The organism is Streptomyces sp. Tu 3180, from assembly GCF_009852415.1.
In the GTDB taxonomy this organism is placed as follows: domain Bacteria; phylum Actinomycetota; class Actinomycetes; order Streptomycetales; family Streptomycetaceae; genus Streptomyces.
Genome location: NZ_WOXS01000002.1, coordinates 64,517 through 83,007, shown reverse-complemented (window position 1 = coordinate 83,007; position 18,491 = coordinate 64,517). Strand labels below are relative to the sequence as shown.

Sequence of the window (18,491 nt, the reverse complement as noted above, 5' to 3'; positions counted from 1 at the left end):
CGATCAGCCGATTCCGGGGACGAGGGAGACGAACAGGTCGATGATCTTGATGCCGATGAAGGGAGCGATCAGCCCGCCGAGGCCGTAGATGGTGAGGTTGCGCCGGAGCATCTTGTCGGCGCTGACCGGCCGGTACTGCACGCCCTTCAGGGACAGCGGAACCAGCGCGATGATGATCAGCGCGTTGAAGATCACCGCCGACAGGATCGCGGAGCCCGGCGAGGACAGGTTCATGATGTTGAGCTTGTCCAGGCCCGGGTAGACGGACGCGAACAGCGCTGGGATGATCGCGAAGTACTTGGCGACATCGTTGGCGATGGAGAACGTCGTCAGCGCACCCCGGGTGATCAACAGCTGCTTGCCGATCTCGACGATCTCGATCAGCTTGGTCGGGTTGGAATCGAAGTCGACCATGTTGCCGGCCTCCTTGGCGGCCGATGTCCCCGTGTTCATCGCCACGCCGACGTCCGCCTGCGCGAGCGCCGGGGCGTCGTTGGTGCCGTCCCCGGTCATCGCGACCAGCTTGCCGCCCGCCTGCTCCCGCTTGATCAGGGCCATCTTGTCCTCGGGAGTGGCCTCGGCAAGGAAGTCGTCGACGCCCGCCTCCTCAGCGATCGCCTTGGCGGTCAGCGGATTGTCCCCCGTGATCATGATCGTCTTGATGCCCATGCGGCGCAGTTCCTCGAACCGCTCCCGCATGCCGTCCTTGACGACGTCCTTGAGGTGGATGACACCCAGGACCCGGGCACCGTCGGTGTCCTCGACGGCGACCAGCAGCGGGGTGCCGCCGGCTTCGGAGATGCGGTCGGCGACGATGCCGGCGTCCTCGGCGACCCGGCCGCCGCGCCCCTCGACCCAGGCGATGACCGAACCGGCCGCCCCCTTGCGGATCTTCCTGCCGTCGACGTCCACACCCGACATGCGGGTCTGGGCGGTGAACTCCATCCACTCGGCGCCCACCAGTTCACCCTGGTGCCGCTCGCGCAGCCCGTACTTCTCCTTCGCCAGCACGACGACGGAGCGGCCCTCCGGCGTCTCGTCGGCCAGGGAGGAAAGCTGGGCGGCGTCGGCGACCTCGGCCTCGGTCGTCCCGTGCACCGGCACGAACTCGGCGGCCTGGCGGTTGCCGAGCGTGATGGTGCCCGTCTTGTCGAGCAGCAGCGTGGAAACGTCACCTGCGGCCTCGACCGCGCGGCCCGACATCGCCAGGACATTGCGCTGGACCAGCCGGTCCATACCCGCAATGCCGATCGCAGAGAGCAGCGCGCCGATCGTGGTCGGGATCAGACAGACCAGCAGGGCGACCAGCACCACCATCGACAGGTGGGAGCCCGCGTGGTCCGCGAAGGGCGGCAGGGTCGCCACCGCCAGCAGGAAGACGACCGTCAGCGAGGCGAGCAGGATGTTCAGCGCGATCTCGTTGGGCGTCTTCTGCCGAGCCGCACCCTCGACCAGGTTGATCATCCGGTCGATGAAGGTCTCGCCCGGCTTCGTCGTGATCTTGATGACGATCCGGTCGGAGAGGACCCTGGTACCGCCGGTCACGGCCGAGCGATCACCGCCCGACTCGCGGATAACGGGCGCCGACTCGCCGGTGATGGCCGACTCGTCGACGGACGCGACGCCCTCGACCACGTCACCGTCGCCGGGGATGACGTCTGCCGCCTCGCAGACGACCAGATCGCCGACCTTCAGCTCGGTGCCGGGGACCCCCTCCTCGGTGCCGTCCGGGAGGAGGCGGCGCGCGACCGTGTCGGTCTTCGCCTTGCGCAGAGTGTCGGCCTGCGCCTTGCCGCGGCCCTCGGCGACGGCCTCCGCGAGGTTCGCGAAGATCACAGTCAGCCACAGCCAGGCGCTGATCGTCCAGCCGAACCAGTCGCCCGGGTCCGCGAAGGAGAAAACCGTCGTCAGGACCGACCCGACGAGGACCACGAACATCACGGGGGACTTGATCATCACCCGCGGGTCGAGCTTGCAAAACGCGTCCGGCAATGACTTCAGCAGCTGCTCGGGGGCGAACAAGCCCCCTCCGACACGGCCTTCGGTGGTCTTGTGACCCGTCGGCGCATCCTGGTGGGGCGCCAGGGTGGGAGTGGACATGGAGTCCTCTGACTTCTCTGTGCGGGTGGTCATCACGCCAGCCCCTCGGCGAGCGGACCCAACGCGAGGGCGGGGAAGTACGTGAGACCGGTGATGATCAGGATCGCTCCGACCAGCAGGCCGGTGAACAGCGGCTTCTCGGTGCGCAGGGTGCCCGCGGTGACCGGCACCGGCGTCTGCCGGGCCAGCGAGCCGGCCAGCGCGAGGACGAACACCATTGGCAGGAAGCGGCCGAGCAGCATCGCGATGCCGAGGGTGGTGTTGAACCACTGGGTGTCCGCGTTCAGGCCGGCGAAGGCCGAGCCGTTGTTGTTCGAGGCCGAGGTGTAGGCGTACAGGATCTCGGAGAACCCGTGCGCACCGCTGTTGGTCATGGAGTTCGCCGGGGTGGGCAGGGCCATCGCGGCGGCGGTGAAGACCAGCACGAGCGCCGGCGTGACCAAGATGTAGCAGGCCGCCAGCTTGATCTCGGGGGCGCCGATCTTCTTGCCCAGGTACTCGGGGGTGCGGCCGACCATCAGGCCGGCGATGAACACCGCGATGACCGCCATGATCAGCATGCCGTAAAGGCCGGAACCGACCCCGCCGGGCGCGATCTCACCCAGCATCATGCCGAGCAGGGTGATGCCGCCACCCAGGCCGGTGAAGGAGGAGTGGAAGGAGTCCACCGCGCCGGTGGAGGTGAGTGTGGTCGACACGGCAAAGATCGACGAGCCGCCGACGCCGAAGCGAACCTCCTTGCCCTCCATCGCGCCGTTCGCCGGCTCGAAGGCCGGACCGTGGTGGGAGAACTCGGTCCACATCATGAGCGAGACGAAACCGACCCAGATGGTGCCCATGGTGGCGAGGACCGCGTAGCCCTGCTTCACGCTGCCGACCATGACGCCGAAGGTGCGGGTCAGGGAGAACGGGATGACCAGGATCAGGAAGATCTCGAAGAGATTGGAGAACGGGGTGGGGTTCTCGAAGGGGTGGGCGGAGTTGGCGTTGAAGTAGCCGCCGCCGTTGGTGCCCAGCTCCTTGATGGCCTCCTGCGAGGCGACCGCGCCACCGTTCCACTGCTGCGTGCCGCCCACGAACTGGCCGACCTCGTGGATGCCGGAAAAGTTCTGGAGCGCACCGCAAGCGACCAGCACGATCGCGGCGACGAACGCGAGCGGCACCAGGATGCGCACGACACCGCGCACCAGATCCGACCAGAAGTTGCCCAGCTCACCGGAGCGGGACCGCGCGAAACCGCGCACCAGCGCCACCGCAACAGCCATGCCGACGGCCGCGGAGACGAAGTTCTGCACGGCCAGTCCGGCGGTCTGCACGACGTGGCCCATAGCCTGTTCGCCGTAGTACGACTGCCAGTTCGTGTTCGTCACGAAGGAGACGGCCGTGTTGAACGCCTGGTCCGGATCGATCGAGGCGAAGCCCAGCGAGCCGGGCAGCACGCCCTGCAGCCGCTGGAGCGCGAAGAGGAAGAGGACGCCGATCAGGGAGAAGGCGAGGACACCGCGCAGGTACGCGGGCCAGCGCATCTCGATGTCGGGGTCGGCACCGATGCCCTTGTAGACCCACTTCTCGACCCGGAGGTGCTGCTTGGAGGAGTAGACCCTGGCCATGTAGGTGCCGAGGGGGACGTAGGCGAGCGCCAGCGCGCTTATCAGCGCGAGCAGTTGGAGCACGCCAGCGGTTACGGGACCCATGCTGTGGCTCAGAACCTCTCCGGGAAGATCAGGGCGAGGACGAGATAGCCCAGCAGGGAGACGGCCACGACCAGGCCGACGACGTTCTCGGCGGTCACAGCTTCGTCACCCCTTTGGTGATGACGGCCACCAGCGCGAAAACCGTGAGCGCGGTGACGACGAAGGCCAGATCGGCCATCGCGTACTCCTGAAGTCAGGGTCGAATGGAACGGACGAGTAGAGGAAAGCGCCTCCATGACCGGATCGCGACGTGCGTTGACGGCTCCCTTACGGCATCGCGAAGCTTCTTGATGGAACTCATACGCCACTTGTCCCTACCCGCGAGTAGGGGGCCGGGGTGCAGGTGAGCCGCCTCACAGCAGGCGGAACCGGAGCTGGCAGATCACCGTGTCCGTCTCCCTCCGTACGGCGTGCGCGACGATCGCACCGCGCCGGTTGGCATTGATGTCCCTGTGGATGTCAGGTAGCGGTTGCGGCATGTGCGCGGCTGGCTGCGGGGCTCGGAGTGGCGGGGAGCCGGTGGATCTCCCGTGCGATGTAGCGTTTGAGGCAGCGGATGACTTCTCGGCGCGTCTTGCCCTCGGCAAGGCGTCGCTGCAGGTGGTTCCGGGTGCGGTCGTCCCAGCGCAGGCGGCTGAGGACGACCCGGTGGAGGGCGGCGTTGGCCTGGCGGTCGCCGCCGCGGTTGAGTCTGCGGCGCTGGGTCCTGCCGGAGGACGCTTCGACCGGGCTGGTGGCGCACAAGGCAGCGAAAGATGCCTCGCTGGTGAGGCGGTCAGGGTTGTCACCTGTGGCGATGAGCAGGGCTGCGGCGCTGTCCGGGCCGACGCCGCGTACGTCGGGCAGACCGGGCGAACTCGCCTTGACGGCCTGGGTTATCCGCTGGTTCAGGTCGTCGGTCTCTTCGGTCAGGTGCTGGATTCGGCGGGCCGGCAGACGCAGGGCCGGGCAGCTGTAGCAGGCCCGGTCGCGTCCAGAGCTTCCAGTGCGGCGCACCGCTTGATCAGGTGCGGGTTGGTCAGGCCGGCCAGGGCCTCGCGCAGGGCGGAGTCGGCGCAGACCACAGCGGCGCCCGCTTCTGGTGGCGCTTCGCCGCCGGCTTCGGCCATCCCGTCGCCGAGTACTGCCTGTTCCTCGAGCACGCCCACAGCGGTGAATACGATGACGCCGACCACTGGCGCACCGAACTCCTACGCCACCACTTCGTCCCCGACCTGTGGTGCGGCGACCGCTCCACCGCCCCCTGCTCAGCCCGCTTAGCATGGACCCGCTCTGCCCCCACATCCAGCACCAGCACCACCCGGGGATCGGCACCGTCCCCCTGCCCACCTTCTCCCTGGTCGGCCGGCTGCGTCAGCTCACCTCCCTGCTGTAACCACCGCACACGCATGCCACCCGGCGAAGAGCACCCGGCCCACCCACGGATGCTCGGCCCCGGCTGGGGCGCCGCCCAAGAACGAACCCTGGCCGTCTCTGTGCGAGGACGGCGACCGGCAGGCCATCACCGACGCGCAGCAAACCTGGCCGGCGCGCATCAGCACCAGGAGCAGGGCCAGGCCGTGCCCGAGCAGAAGACCGGCGGCACCTGGTTCTCCCGGTTCCGTAGCTGACGCGACCGGATCCGGCTGTCAGTGGACGAGTAGCTGCTACGCCGCCGGTTCTACGGCGCCGCCCACGACCACCCGGGCCCGCTGCCGCACAGAAGGCCGGGCAGGACGAGCGTGAGCATCGGGAGCAGAACCAGGGCGTGCCTGAGTGGAGGACTGGCGGTCGGTTCTCGTGCTTCCGTGTCTGGCCTGGCGAGCTCTTGCGGCGGCGCATGCAGCTCCGGGCTCGTCGCGGGTACGTCCGCGCTGATGGAAGCCGTATTTCGCTTGGCTTACGCCCTTTGGGTTGGGATCAGCCACAGGGCGATGACGGCGGAGGTCGCAGCGATGCCTGTGGCGACGAGGAAGGCGTCGTCGAACCCGGCGGCCGCGGTGGTGCCGGTGTGGGCGGCGATGCTGGCGGCTGCGGCGCTTGATACGGCGGCGGCGCCGGCGGAGGCACCGAACTCGTGGAAGGTGCTGACGATTCCGGAGGTCACCCCGGCCTCGTGGGGGCCGACGCTGCTGAGGGCGGTGGCCGAGGCGACGACGAACAGGGCGCCCAGGCCAGCCGCGGCGATGCTCACGCCGGTGACCATGGCGAGGGTGCCGGACCACAGGACAGGAACGAGGAACCCCGTGGCAGCAGTGACCAGGGCCACCGCTGCCAGCAGCCGGGCCCCGAGGCGGCCGATCACACGGCCGGACGCGGTGGCGGCGGCCATGGTCACCAGCGCCACCGGCAGGAACAGCAGCCCGGTCGTCAGGGCGCCGTGGCTTTGGTGGTTCTGGAGGTAGAAGGAGCCGAGGAAGAAGACGCCCACCATCAGGGCGGTGGCCACCGCGATGACGAAGGTGCCTGCCACGACCGGGCGTCGGCCGAGCAGACGGAGGTTCATCAGCGGTGCCTCCGCCCGGCGCTGCCAGGCGGCGAAGGCTGCGTAGACGGCTGCCGCGGCGGCGAAGAAGGCGAGGGTGAGGGCGTCGAGCCAGCCGTGGTCACCGGCACGGATGAGGGCGTAGATGAGGGCGCCGGTGGCCGCGGCGACGAGGGCGGCGCCGGGCACGTCGAGGGAGCCGGAGGCCGCGCGGGGGAGATCGGGCAGGATCCGGGTGAGTGCGGCGAGGACGGTCAGGCCGACGGGGACGTTGACGAAGAAGACCCAGGCCCAGCCGGGCCCGGCGGTGATCAGCCCGCCCAGCAGTACGCCGAGGGCGGCGCCGCCGCCGCCGAGCGCCGACCAGATGCCCAGTGCCTTGTTGCGTTCGTCGCCGTCGAAGAGCCGTACCACTACGGACAGGGCGGCGGGCGAGAGCAGTGCGGCGCCCGCGCCCTGGGTGATGCGGGCGGTCAGCAGCAGGGGTGCGCCGGTGGCGAGCCCGGCGGCGAGGGATGCGGCGGTGAACAGGACCAGTCCGGCCAGGACGATCCGCTTGGCGCCGAAGAGGTCGGCGGCCCGGCCGCCGAGCAGCATCAGGCTGCCGAAGGTGAGGGCGTAGCCGCTGACCACCCAGGTCAGGGCGGCGCGGTCCAGGTCCAGTTCGGCGCCCATGTGGGGCAGGGCGATGGCGACCACGGTGATGTCGAGGATCAGCATCAGCTGGGCCAGCCCCAGCAGGCCGAGGATGGGCCAGCGTTGCGGGTGGGGTGTCTGTGCTGCGTGTGTGCCGGTGGTTTTCGTGCCGCTCATGACGCTCACCTCTTCAGACCTAGCTCGTACAGTGCTGTTCAGGTTAGACCGGGAGGTCTCATAAGCCAAACAGTGTTGTTCGACTTATTCGGGTAGGGTGTGGGGCATGGGTAGTAGAAGCACCGTCAAACGCGCCGACGCCCTGCGGAGCATCGACGCGATCGTCAAGGCCGCGGCCGAGTGCCTGGGGGAGAACCCGGAGGCGAGCCTCAGCGAGATCGCGCGCGCCGCGGGCGTGGGCCGGGTGACGTTGTATGCGCACTTCGCCTCCCGGGCGGAGGTCGTCGATGCGGCGATGAGCCGCGCCGTCGACCGGGGCAATCAAGCGCTGGACGCGGTCGATCTGACCGGGGATCCGCTGCTCGCGCTGGCCCGCTACGTCGAGGCCAGCTGGCACCTGGTGGACCAGGCGCGTGCGCTGCTGGTCGCCGCCCAGAGGGAACTGCCCCCTGGGCGCATCCGCGAGCTGCACAACGGCCCGGCCGCCCGGGTCGAAACACTGGTCGCCCGCGGCCGCGCCGAGGGGGTCTTCCGCACCGACCTGCCGATCGCGTGGCTGGTCAATGTCCTGCACTCGGTCATGCACAGCGCCGCCGACGAGATCCGCGCGGGCCGTCTCACCTCCGAGCATGCCGCCGGCCACATCACCGCCACGGTGCTGGCCGCCTTCACCCCGCCGGGAAAGCCGGTCCCGGAATGCGGCGGGGGAGTGTGACGCCGGCAGTCCGGAGAAGACGCGGCGCACGGCAGCGGAAGCCACCGAGGGCGACGGCTGCTGTCATGCCGGCCGTGGGTGAGAGAGTGCACATCCGGTGGTGTCCGCGTTCGCCCGCCACGGACCTGCCCGTACGATGAGTTCGTGACCGCAAGCACCCGCTGCAGCAGCCGCCCGGCCGGGCGGCTGTTCGTGTTGCTGGTGCTGGCGGTGCTGGCCGGTGTGCTGGGCATGCACGGCCTGGCCCCGGGCGGGGTGCCGGCGGCGCAGACAGCGGCCAGCCACGAGATGGTGATGGCCGCGGCGGACGGCGTGCCGCACGCGGATGGAGGATGCGCGCACACCGACGGCGGATCGGGCCATCTCGATCACGCCGACGGAACGTGCGCGGCCGCCGGCACTGCTTCGGCATACACGCCGCCGGCGCTGACCGGCACGGTGCTTCACGCGCCCGCCGCCCCTTCCCTCACCACGGCGGCCACCGGCTCGCCGCATGACGGACGGGCCCCGCCCGACCTGTCTGAGCTGCAACTTCTTCGGATATAGAGCGGCCCGCCCGGCACCCTTTGCGCCCCGTGACGACCGGTGGCGGGTGCCGTGCCCTCGCACGCCCCTACATCCGACCCACCGCGCGCCGTGACCGGCGCGCGTGAAGGAGTTGCACCACCATGAACCGCAAGCGTTCACTCGCCCGCCGTACCGCCGCCGTTGCCGCCGCGGGAGCGGCGGCGCTCGTCCTGGCCGCCTGCGGCGGCGACGGTGACGACACCGGCTCGGCCGGACACGGCGGCCACAACGCCACCGCTTCCCCGTCCGCCTCGGCACCGGCGTCACAGGGACAGCACAACGCGGCCGACGTGGCCTTCGCCAAGGGGATGATCCCCCACCACCGCCAGGCCGTGGAGATGGCCGACCTCGCACCCGAGCGGGCCCAGTCGCCGGAGGTGAAGAAGCTCGCCGCCGACATCAAGAAGGCCCAGGACCCGGAGATCAAGACCCTGTCCGGCTGGCTGACCTCCTGGGGCGAGGAGGTGCCTGCCGAGGGCGCCATGGACCACTCCATGCACGGCGGCATGGAGGGCATGATGACGGCCGAGGAGATGACCGAGCTCGAGAACGCCTCGGGCAAGGCGTTCGACACCGCCTTCATGGAGATGATGATCAAGCATCACGAAGGCGCGGTCGAGATGGCCAAGACCGAGCAGGCCGACGGCGTCCACGCCCCGGCCCGGGGGATGGCCGCGGACATCATCGCCTCCCAGAGTGCGGAGATCGAGCAGATGAACAAGCTGCTCGGCAAGGACTGACCCTCCACCGCGCGAGCACGGGGCGGGCACTGCTGGCGCCCGCCCCGTGCTCGCCTCGGCACACCCGCCTGCCGTCCTCTCCTTCTCCTCCTGCCTGGACTTCACACCATGACGCGCATACCGCGGCGCCGCCCGCGTGCCCTGATTCTGGTTGCCGCGGCCGGCCTGCTGCTGGCCGCCTGCTCCGCTACCGACACCACGGCCGGGACCGGCCGCGACAGCGCGGCAGTGCCTGACCCGGGGACCGGCCACCTGCACGGCCTGGGCATCGACCCGGCCGACGGCACCGTCTACGCAGCCGGCCATCACGGCGTCTTCCGCCTGAAGGATGGCAGCGCGACCCGGGTGGCCGGCCGCTACCAGGACACCATGGGCTTCACCGTCACCGGTCCCTCCACGTTCCTGGCCAGCGGCCACCCCGCCCCGGCCGATCCCGATGCCCGCTCACCCCACCTGGGCCTGATCCGCAGCACGGACGCGGGGCGGACCTGGCAGACGCTCTCCGCCGAGGGCGAGGCCGACTTCCACTCCCTTGTACAGGCCGGCGACGTGCTCTACGGATTCGACAGCCAAAGCGGCAGGGTGTGGGCCAGCACCGACGCCGGCCGCAGGTGGGACAAGCGCGCCCGCATCGCGGCGCTCGATCTGGCTTCCCACGCCGGCAGCGCGGCGCGAGTGTGGGCCGCCACCGGCACAGGCCTTGAGCGCAGCACCGACGGCGGGCGCACCTTCCGCCCTGTCCCCTCGGCCCCCGGCCTGGTCGCGGTGGAGGAGCCGGAACCGGGCTCGCTCGTTGCGCTGACGCCAGACGGCCGCGTTCTCGCAGCCCGCGGCGACGGACCGTGGACGCGGCTGGGCCGCCTGCCCGAAGGCGGAAAGGCCACAGTGCTGACCGCGGTGACCACACAGCGGCTGCTGGCCGCCGACAGCACCGACGCCGTCTACGAGTCCGCCGACCGTGGCCGAACCTGGATGCTCCGCCACCGTCCGGCAACCGGTTCGGAACACCACTAGCCATATACCCCCAGGGGGTATATGGTTTCTGTGTGTGGAGCCAAGCCACCGGCTCACCTCGGAAGTCGAATAGGGGATGACGGGTCATGGACCACAGCACGCACCACACCGGTACCGCGCACGGCCACACCGCCCCCGAGGGCGGCCACGATCACCACGGCCACTCCGCACACGGTGGCCACGGCAAGGGCGCGTCCTGGTCGACGGCGGTGAAGGCGACGCTGCACTGCCTGACCGGCTGCGCCGTCGGCGAGATCCTCGGCATGGTCATCGGCACCGCCCTGCTGTGGGGCAACGTGCCAACCATGATCCTCGCGATCACGCTGGCCTTCCTCTTCGGCTACTCCTTCACCCTCTTCGCGGTGGTGCGCGCTGGACTGTCCTTCAGGGCCGCAGTCAAGGTCGCGCTGGCCGCCGACACGGTCTCCATCGCGGTGATGGAACTGGTGGACAACGCGATCATCGCGCTGACGCCGGGCGCGATGGACGCGCACCTGTCGGACGGACTGTTCTGGTCGGCGCTGCTCGGCGGCTTCGCCGTCGCCTTCATGATCACCACGCCGATCAACAAGTGGATGATCGGCCGTGGCAAGGGCCACGCGGTCGTCCACGCCTACCACTGACACACCGCGGGCGCACATGGCCGGGCGGCCCCTTCGACATCGAAGGGGCCGCCCGGCCATGCGCGCAGGGCGTCAGCCCAGGCCGGCGAGCAGGTCGTTGCACGCCTGCTCGCAGCGCCGGCAAGCCTCGGCGCACACGCGGCAGTGCTCATGCATGTCCGCGTGAGCGGCGCACTCGTCCCCGCACGCCTTGCACACGGTGGCGCAGGCCTGGAGCACGGCCCGGGTGATGTTGGCGTCGTAGCCGGTGTGCCGGGACAGAACGGCCGCAGTGGCGTTGCAGATGTCGGCGCAGTCCATGTCGGTGCGGATGCACTTGGTCAGCTCCCCGACCATGCCCTCCGACAGGCACGCGTCCGCGCACGCGGTACACGCCTGCGCACAGGCCAGGCACGCCTCGATGCACCTGGCCATGGCCTCCCGGTCCACGCCGCCCAGATCGGCAGGGTAGGTGCGGAGCATGTCGTTGACGGAAGTGGTCATAAGAGGCGCTCCTGTTCCGCTGCGGGCAGAGCGCGATATGCGCCCCGCCGGTTGACGCCTGCCGGGTATCACCGCGCCGGGCCCTGCAAACGGCTGCCGTCCTGTACCTGCCTGGGCGGCGGGAGGACTTGGCGACACACGCAACCTTGCGCACCCCGGTCAGCGCCCGCGGGCTTAGCTGCTGTGGCCGAGGGCGTGCTGTTCTGCACAAGCCCAGCGCCGCGGCCGCGTCGGCGACTGCCACGTCGGACCGCGCGAACGCGTCCATGACGTTGCCGGGGGATCGCGGCGCTCCTAACCGTGGCGGTGAGAAGCGGGGCCGGGCCGGTGCCCGAAGCTGCGCGGCGAATGGGCGGAGGCGCCGGTGTGCGGCGCATGGTCCGCAGCGGGGGCGGCCGCGGGATGCACTCCGGCCAGGGTGACCGTGACGAGACGGTGGACCGCGGCCGGGGACGACAGGCCGCCGGCCGCGGCGAGGGCGTGCAGGCAGTAGCTCGCCAGCTCACCCGGCGCGATGTCGCCGCGGACGCTGCCTTGGTGTGCGCCGTCGGCCAGCAGCTCCTCGATCATGCGGTGCAGCTGCCCCTGCGCCTGGACGACCCGCGGGCCGCTGTGCAGGACGGCCGCCAGGCCGCTTACGTGGTGATGGCCCATGTCGTGCGTGATGAGGGCGTACGCCCTCAGTACAGCCTCGAGCCGTTCTCCGGCATCCGCGCTTCGGTCGCGGACCTGGACCAGGTGCTCGAGGTGGTGACCGACCTGACGCTCGTGCCAGGCGAGCAGGATCGACTCGACGTCGGGAAAGTACTTGTACAGCGTGGCGCGCCCGATCCCGGAGTCCTTCGCGATCCGCGACATCGTCACAGACGCGAGACCGTGCTCTGCGACCAGCGCCGCGGCAGCGTCCAGCACGGCGGCGCGTACGGCGGCACGGTGCGCGTCAATCGTCTCCGTCCACAGCTTCGGCACGACCTCAGCATACGGTCCGCCCAGTCCACGACACTCTGCATTGACAGAGACACAGTGTCTCGATAATTCTGGCGGGGTTGCGATCCCGGCCACCGTCGCGGCGGAACGGGCGGCCTTGCACCGCCCGACCGGCTCGCGTCCTTGTTCCGCTTGATCCGTCCCTCGTGAAGGAAACGCCATGCCGAGCACCGAGGCTCACGTCGCAACCGACCGTCCGAGCCGGTACCTCGTCCAGCTCTGCAAGCACTTCGCCCGCAAGGGACGGCATCTCGGTCACCGTCCCCGCGCCCACCTTGGTGAGGACACGCAGACGCTCCAGGCGATGCGGGAGGTGGCGGAACAAGCCCGGGTCGACTGGTCTGAAACCGAAGGCAACGTCAGCCTCCCCTGGGGCACGATCGCTCTGCACAGCGCCCCGGGGGCCCTGGTACTGCGGGTGCAGGCCCCGAGCGAGGAGAATCTCCGGCGCCTTCAGGATCTTGTGACCGGGCACCTGGAGCGCTTCGGCCGGCGCGACGGACTGCAGGTGAGCTGGCAGCCCGGACCGCACGCGGAACCGGACGGCTCCGGCACAGCCGACGTGGCCGGGACATCAGCAGAGCCGACCAGCGGCCGGAGCCGGCATCTGAAGCTGCTCGGTCTTGCCGCCGTGGTGCTCGTCCTCGCCGCACACTTCGGGCTAGCGAGCGTTCTGGCGGCGAACTGGAGCTGGACCGGAGGGGCCGTCGGCGCTCTCCTTGCGTTGCTTGTGCTGAAGACAGCCGTACTGGGCGGCTTCGCCGCTCACCGCAGGGCCACCAAGCGCCGCTAGAACCTCCCACTTCCACACGCCGATCCCTGGTTCAAGCCGTAGCGCGAGGACTGGTTTGTACCCCAAGGCGGGAGCGGGTGGACAGGCGTGTGCGCCTACAGCACCCTCAGCAGCGGCCGTTACGAGCGCGGGGCCGGGTGCACGCTTCCGTGCAAGAGGGACGGTCGGTGCCCTGGTGCGTGAGATGGGAGGCCACGGCCTTGAGCAGTGCGGCGGCCGCCGTCTTGACGGCCGGGTGGCCTGCTGCCCGGCGGATCGTGCCGGTCCATGACTGTGTGGCCACGGGCGAATGCCCCTCCCTGGATGGCGCGCTGGAGGTCGTGGTGGGGACAGGCGCCGGCGGTCCGCCAGATCCGGGGAGCGAGGATCTGGCGGACCGCCGGCCGCGACATCGTTCCTGCGTGATTTCACAGCCCATGACTCACACCCCGGCCTTCTCGCCCGGCGTACTGTGCTCGCCGACCTGCTGCGCACCGGCGGCCGCTGCCTTGTCGGTGCGCATCGCCAGGAGGGTGATGAGTCCGCCGGCGGCGGCGATGGCGGCGGCCGCGGTGAAGGCCGCGCTGAAGCCCTCGGTCAGGGCGGGCAGGTCACCGAGCTTGCCTGCGCCCTGGGAGGTGGCCAGGGCCGTGAGGGCGGCCAGGCCGAGGGCCGAGCCGATCTGGTAGGTGGTGTTGACGATGCCGGAGGCCAGGCCGGCCTGCTCGGCCGGGGCGCCGGACATGGCCGCCATCATGGCCGGGATGTACGCCAGTGACATGCCGAGGGCGGCCACCAGCGAGGCGGGCAGTACGTCGACGACGAAGGAGCCGCTCGGCTCGACGGCCGACAGCCACAGCAGGCCAGCCGCGAGAACGAGCAGTCCGCCGCCGATCAGCGGCTTGGCGCCCAGGTGGGCCAGCAGCCGGGCTGTGATCGCGGTCATGAAGACCATGAGCAGCAGCGTCATCGGCAACAGCGCCGCACCGGAGGCGAAGGCTCCGTAGCCGAGGACCTGCTGAAGGTAGAGGTTGAGGAAGTACCACATGGGGATCCACGCGGCGCCCAGCAGCGTCATGGCCAGGTTGGCCGAGCCGAGCCGGGGAACGCGCCAGATGCCCAGTGGCATCAGCGGCTGGCGCACCGTCTTCTGCAGGACGAAGAACAGCACGAGCAGGGCGGCGGCGCCGATGAGTTCGAGCACGGTCTGCGTGGCGCCCCAGCCGATCTCGGGAGCGCGGACCACGGCGAACACCGTGAGCGCGAGACCGGCGGTGACGGCCGCTGCGCCGAGCACGTCGATCGCTCCACGACGGGGGGCGACGGCCGGGAGCAGCTTGGTCGCGGCGAGCGTGGCGGCACCGATGGGGATGTAGATGATGAACACCCAGGGCCAGCTGAGCCATTCGGTGAACACGCCGCCCAGGAAGACGCCCGCGGTGCCGCCGGCCGGAGCCGCCGCACCGTAGAGGGCCATGGCCTTGCCCAGTTCCTTCGGATCGTGGGCGAACAGCGTCATCAGCAGCGTCATCGCCGCCGGGGCGATCAATGCGCCGCCGACGCCCTGGACGGCGCGGCCGGCGACCTCCACCCACGCGGTCTGCGCGGCCGCCGCGACGATCGATCCGCCGATCAGTACGGTCCAGCCGGCGGTGAACACGCGGCGTGCGCCGAGCAGGTCGGACAGACGCCCGCCGAGCAGGAGCAGGCCGCCGAAGGCGATGACGTAGGCGTTGAAGACCCACTGCAGCTCGCCCTGCGAGAAGCCGAGGTCCTTCTGCATCTCCGGGAGCGCTACTCCGATGATTGAGGTGTCCATGATCACCATGAACTGGGCGGTGGCGAGCACGGCGAGCGCCCACCAGCGCTTGGGGCTGACGGTTGGCATTGCCTTCCCCTTTCCAGAGTCGACCGAATATACCCCCCAGAGGTATCTGGCTTCGGGACCATAACATACCCCTAGGGGGTATGCAAGAGGGTTCGTGCGGGCAAGCTGCGGCACCGGTACGCCGAGACGCCGCTGTCCTGGGGAGGAGCGGCACGACCGCCATCAGGCAACAACGCATGGATGGGGCAGCGATCGCCGTTCCGAAGTGCGCCGCAGCCGGTACCGGCCGCAGTACCGGGCCCGACTGAGATCACAGCCAAGGGCGGCTCAAGCCCTCGAGGCAGTGCCGGGGTTCATGGCCTGGGCCGCCTGTTCCGGCGCAGCCGCGTACCTTTGCTCAGGGCGGGCTGGCCCCGGCCTCAAGGCGCACGGCTGGGGGCGAGGGGGCAAAGAGGAGGGATCACTGGGTGCTCGGCCGGCCCGGGGTGGCAGGCAACTGGGCGGCGAGGAAGTCCCGGACAGCCGGAGCCAGGGTGTGGGCCAGGTCGGCTGCGGTTTCCAGGGCGGCGGGCAGGGAGACTCCGGCGAGGTGGCCGCGGGGCAGGGTGCGGGCGGCTTGAGCGGCCAGGGCTGCGGGATGACGGGTGTCGGACCCCGGAATCGCCAGGGTGGGCACGGTGATTGCGGCCAGCTCGTTGACCTGCGTGAACGCCCGGTCCCGGCCGATGGCGCAGGCGGCGGCGATGCCGGCCGGGCTTGAGCGGCGGATGGCATCGCGCACCAGGGAGCCGATGACGGGGGCCAGCGTCGGCAGGACGGGCTCCCCGGCTGCGCGAATGCCCTGTTCTCGGACGCGGGCGGCGAATGCCTCGAGCATGGCGGTCTCGGCCTCTTTTGCGGCGTCGTCCTCTACGTCTTCCATGCTGATGACGACGGCGGCACGGATGCGCTCCGGGTGGGCGGCGGCTGCCCGCAGCGTGATGGTGCCGCCCAGGCCCGTGCCGCCCAGCGCTGCCTGGCGCAGTTCGAGGTGGTCCAGCAGGGCGTCGACATCGTCGGTGTACTGGGCCCAGGTGTGCCGGTCCGGGTCGGTGCACACCGAGCGGCCGTAACCGCGGATGTCCGGCAGCACGACGGTGAAGCCGTCAGCGAGCCGGCGGGCCAACGGCAGCAGGCTGTAGCGGTCCGGGCCACCGCCGTGCAGCAGGACCAGTTCCGGTCCTTGCCCCAGGGCCGTGGCGTGCAGCCGGCAGCCGTCGCTGCCGCGGTAGACGAAGTCGCGCATGCGGCCTTCCTCGTGTGCCAGGAACGGCTGCCTTTCCGAGCGGGAGCCGTGACAAGGGAACGAGGGGCGGGCCCGGTGGGTCCGCCCCTCGTCCGTACTGCGCGGGCAGGTGTCAGCTTGCGGCCTTGAAGCCTCGCAGGCGCAGGCTGTTGCCGACGACGAAGACCGAGGAGAACGCCATTGCGGCGCCGGCGATCATCGGGTTGAGCAGTCCGGCCGCGGCGAGCGGCAGGGCGGCGACGTTGTAGGCGAAGGCCCAGAACAGGTTGGACTTGATGGTGCCGAGCGTCTTGCGGGCCAGGCGGATGGCGTCGGCGGCGGCGCGCAGGTCACCGCGGACCAGGGTCAGGTCGCCGGCCTCGATGGCGGCGTCGGTGCCGGTGCCCATGGCCAGTCCGAGGTCGGCCTGGGCGAGGGCTGCAGCGTCGTTGACGCCGTCACCGACCATCGCCACCGAACGGCCCTCGTCCTGCAGGCGCCTGACGACGTCGACCTTGTCCTGCGGCATGACCTCGGCGATCACCTCGTCGATGCCGACCTCCGCGGCCACCGCCTCGGCGACGGCCTTGTTGTCCCCGGTCAGCAGGATCGGCGTCAGGCCCAGGGCCCGAAGACGGGTGATCGCTTCGCCGCTGGTGTCCTTGACCGCGTCGGCGACCTCGAGCACCGCGCGCGCTTCACCGTCCCAGGCGACCGCGATCGCGGTACGGCCCGCGGCCTCGGCGTCCGCCTTGGCGCGCGTCAGTTCGGTCGGCAGCTCCAGGGACCACTCGGCGAGCAGCTTGGTCCGGCCCACCAGGACCGCGCGGCCCTCGACCACACCCTGGACGCCCAGTCCGGGCACGTTGGCGAAGTCCTCCGGCGTCGGAAGGGCACCGACCCGCTCGGCGGCGCCCGCAGCCACCGCCTGAGCGATCGGGTGCTCCGAAGCGTGCTCCAAGGCCCCCGCCAGGCGCAGCACCTCGTCCTCGTCGATGCCCTCGGCGGTGTGCACGGCCAGCAGGGTCATCCGTCCAGTGGTGACGGTGCCGGTCTTGTCCAGGACGACGGTGTCGACGCGGCGGGTGGACTCCAGGACCTCCGGGCCCTTGATGAGGATGCCGAGCTGGGCGCCGCGCCCGGTGCCGACCATCAGCGCGGTCGGCGTGGCCAGGCCCAGGGCGCAGGGGCAGGCGATGATCAGGACCGCCACGGCGGCGGTGAACGCGGCCGTCAGTCCGGCGCCGTTGCCGAGCCAGAAGCCCAGAGTGCCCAGGGCCAGGGCGATGACGACGGGCACGAAGACGCCGGAGATCTTGTCGGCGAGCCGCTGGGCTGCAGCCTTGCCGTTCTGCGCATCCTCGACCAGCTTGGCTATCCGGGCGAGCTGGGTGTCGGCGCCCACCCGGGTGGCCTCGACGACCAGACGACCGCCGGCGTTCACGGTCGCCCCCGTGACGGCGTCCCCGACGCCCACCTCGACGGGCACGGACTCGCCGGTGAGCATCGAGGCGTCGACGGCGGAGGCGCCCTCGACGACCGTGCCGTCGGTGGCGATCTTCTCGCCCGGCCGGACCAGGAACCGGTCACCCACCTTCAGTTCGCCCACCGCGATCTGCTCCTCCCGGCCGCCGCGCAGCACGGTGACGTCCTTCGCGCCCAGCTGGAGCAGGGCTTGCAGAGCGGCGCCGGCCTTGCGCTTGGAGCGGGCCTCGAAGTAGCGGCCGGCCAGGATGAAGGCGGTGACACCGGCGGCGGCCTCGAGGTAGATGTTCCCGGCGCCGTCCGTGCGGGCGATGGTCAGCTCGAAGGGGTGAGTCATGCCGGGGGTGCCAGCGGTGCCGAAGAACAGCGCCCACAGCGACCACAGGAACGCCGCCGAGGTACCGACGGAGATGAGGGTGTCCATGGTGGCCGCGCCGTGCCGCGCGTTGGTGAACGCAGCGCGGTGGAAAGGCCAGGCGGCGTAAGTGACGACCGGGGCGGCCAGGGTGAGGGAGAGCCACTGCCAGTACTCGAATTGCCAGGCCGGCACCATCGCCATCGCGATGACCGGGACGGCGAGCACCACGGCCGTGACCAGCCGCTGCCGCAGCGGCCGTAGCTCATCGCCTTGCGTCTCCTGGCCCGGTCCGCCGTCTCGGCCGTCACCGGTCGCGCCGGGCGTGGGGTCCGGTTCCGGCTTGCGGGCGGTGTAGCCGGTGGCCTCCACCGTGGCGATCAGGTCCGCGACGTCCAGGTCGGGGCGGAAGGTGACCTTGGCCTTCTCGGTGGCGTAGTTGACGGTGGCCTCGACTCCGTCCATCCGGTTCAGTTTCTTCTCGATCCGGGCGGCGCACGAGGCGCAGGTCATGCCGCCGATCGCGAGTTCGACCTCGGTTGTGTCGGGGACCGTAGTAGCCATCACTGCTCCTCGGACGGGGTGGG

17 protein-coding genes are annotated in these 18,491 nt (G+C 70.5%); 6 read left to right on the top strand and 11 right to left on the bottom strand.

The genetic code is table 11. From position 1 onward, the window contains the following. Positions 1-3: 3 nt before the first annotated feature. The 6 genes from kdpB to GL259_RS01475 form a co-directional block, all read right to left on the bottom strand. Positions 4-2,133 (bottom strand): potassium-transporting ATPase subunit KdpB, encoded by a 2,130-nt coding sequence (gene kdpB / locus GL259_RS01495; protein WP_159528536.1) that lies wholly within the window; start codon positions 2,131-2,133, stop codon positions 4-6. Next, complete coding sequence (kdpA, locus tag GL259_RS01490; protein WP_159528534.1) at positions 2,133-3,794, bottom strand: potassium-transporting ATPase subunit KdpA; 1,662 nt, start codon at positions 3,792-3,794, stop codon at positions 2,133-2,135. The genes kdpB and kdpA overlap by 1 nt, the downstream gene beginning before the upstream one ends. Positions 3,795-3,802: 8 nt before the next feature. After that, positions 3,803-3,892 carry a K(+)-transporting ATPase subunit F gene (gene kdpF / locus GL259_RS01485; RefSeq protein ID WP_037672136.1) on the bottom strand — a complete coding sequence of 30 codons (90 nt, stop codon included), beginning with the start codon at positions 3,890-3,892 and terminating at the stop codon, positions 3,803-3,805. 361 nt (positions 3,893-4,253) lie between these two features. Continuing rightward, entirely contained in the window at positions 4,254-4,790 is a 537-nt protein-coding gene (locus GL259_RS01480; RefSeq protein WP_243762181.1) for a transposase, read from the bottom strand. Next, positions 4,703-4,969 (bottom strand): hypothetical protein, encoded by a 267-nt coding sequence (locus tag GL259_RS38250; protein ID WP_243762180.1) that lies wholly within the window; start codon positions 4,967-4,969, stop codon positions 4,703-4,705. The genes GL259_RS01480 and GL259_RS38250 overlap by 88 nt, the downstream gene beginning before the upstream one ends. Before the next feature lie 704 nt (positions 4,970-5,673). After that, on the bottom strand, positions 5,674-7,071 hold the full coding sequence (locus tag GL259_RS01475; RefSeq protein ID WP_159528531.1) for an MFS transporter: 1,398 nt from the start codon (positions 7,069-7,071) through the stop codon (positions 5,674-5,676). A 106-nt stretch (positions 7,072-7,177) separates the two neighbouring features. Here GL259_RS01475 and GL259_RS01470 point away from each other — a divergent pair, with 106 nt between their 5' ends. The 5 genes from GL259_RS01470 to GL259_RS01450 all read left to right on the top strand — a co-directional run bounded on the left by GL259_RS01470 (position 7,178) and on the right by GL259_RS01450 (position 10,730). Continuing rightward, the gene (locus GL259_RS01470) at positions 7,178-7,786 is read left to right on the top strand and encodes a TetR/AcrR family transcriptional regulator (protein WP_159528529.1); all 609 of its coding nucleotides are present in this window, start codon (positions 7,178-7,180) and stop codon (positions 7,784-7,786) included. Positions 7,787-7,930: 144 nt separating this feature from the next. Continuing rightward, a complete protein-coding gene (locus GL259_RS01465; RefSeq protein ID WP_159528527.1) occupies positions 7,931-8,332 on the top strand; it encodes a DUF6153 family protein in 402 nt (133 codons plus the stop codon). A gap of 122 nt (positions 8,333-8,454) precedes the next feature. Further along, complete coding sequence (locus GL259_RS01460) at positions 8,455-9,093, top strand: DUF305 domain-containing protein (protein WP_159528525.1); 639 nt, start codon at positions 8,455-8,457, stop codon at positions 9,091-9,093. A 108-nt stretch (positions 9,094-9,201) separates the two neighbouring features. Continuing rightward, entirely contained in the window at positions 9,202-10,107 is a 906-nt protein-coding gene (locus tag GL259_RS01455; RefSeq protein WP_159528523.1) for a F510_1955 family glycosylhydrolase, read from the top strand. Between the two features lie 86 nt (positions 10,108-10,193). Then, positions 10,194-10,730: a DUF4396 domain-containing protein gene (locus tag GL259_RS01450; RefSeq protein ID WP_159528521.1), complete on the top strand. Its 537-nt coding sequence runs from the start codon at positions 10,194-10,196 to the stop codon at positions 10,728-10,730. A gap of 72 nt (positions 10,731-10,802) precedes the next feature. Here the strand turns inward: GL259_RS01450 and GL259_RS01445 are convergent, their stop codons facing one another. After that, entirely contained in the window at positions 10,803-11,213 is a 411-nt protein-coding gene (locus GL259_RS01445) for a four-helix bundle copper-binding protein (RefSeq protein WP_159528519.1), read from the bottom strand. 294 nt (positions 11,214-11,507) lie between these two features. Beyond that, positions 11,508-12,182, bottom strand: coding sequence for a TetR/AcrR family transcriptional regulator (locus GL259_RS01440; protein WP_159528517.1), 675 nt, complete (start codon positions 12,180-12,182; stop codon positions 11,508-11,510). Between the two features lie 178 nt (positions 12,183-12,360). Between GL259_RS01440 and GL259_RS01435 the strand changes: the two genes are divergently transcribed. Next, positions 12,361-12,993 carry a DUF2218 domain-containing protein gene (locus tag GL259_RS01435; protein WP_159528515.1) on the top strand — a complete coding sequence of 211 codons (633 nt, stop codon included), beginning with the start codon at positions 12,361-12,363 and terminating at the stop codon, positions 12,991-12,993. 421 nt (positions 12,994-13,414) lie between these two features. On the opposite strand, the gene GL259_RS01430 is transcribed toward GL259_RS01435, so the two are convergent. From GL259_RS01430 to GL259_RS01420, 3 genes are all read right to left on the bottom strand, one after another. Beyond that, a complete protein-coding gene (locus tag GL259_RS01430) occupies positions 13,415-14,860 on the bottom strand; it encodes an MFS transporter (RefSeq protein WP_159528513.1) in 1,446 nt (481 codons plus the stop codon). Between the two features lie 400 nt (positions 14,861-15,260). After that, on the bottom strand, positions 15,261-16,085 hold the full coding sequence (locus GL259_RS01425; RefSeq protein WP_159528511.1) for an alpha/beta hydrolase: 825 nt from the start codon (positions 16,083-16,085) through the stop codon (positions 15,261-15,263). A gap of 112 nt (positions 16,086-16,197) precedes the next feature. Beyond that, positions 16,198-18,468, bottom strand: a complete 2,271-nt coding sequence (locus tag GL259_RS01420) for a heavy metal translocating P-type ATPase (RefSeq protein WP_159528509.1) — start codon at positions 18,466-18,468, stop codon at positions 16,198-16,200. Positions 18,469-18,491: the final 23 nt, after the last annotated feature.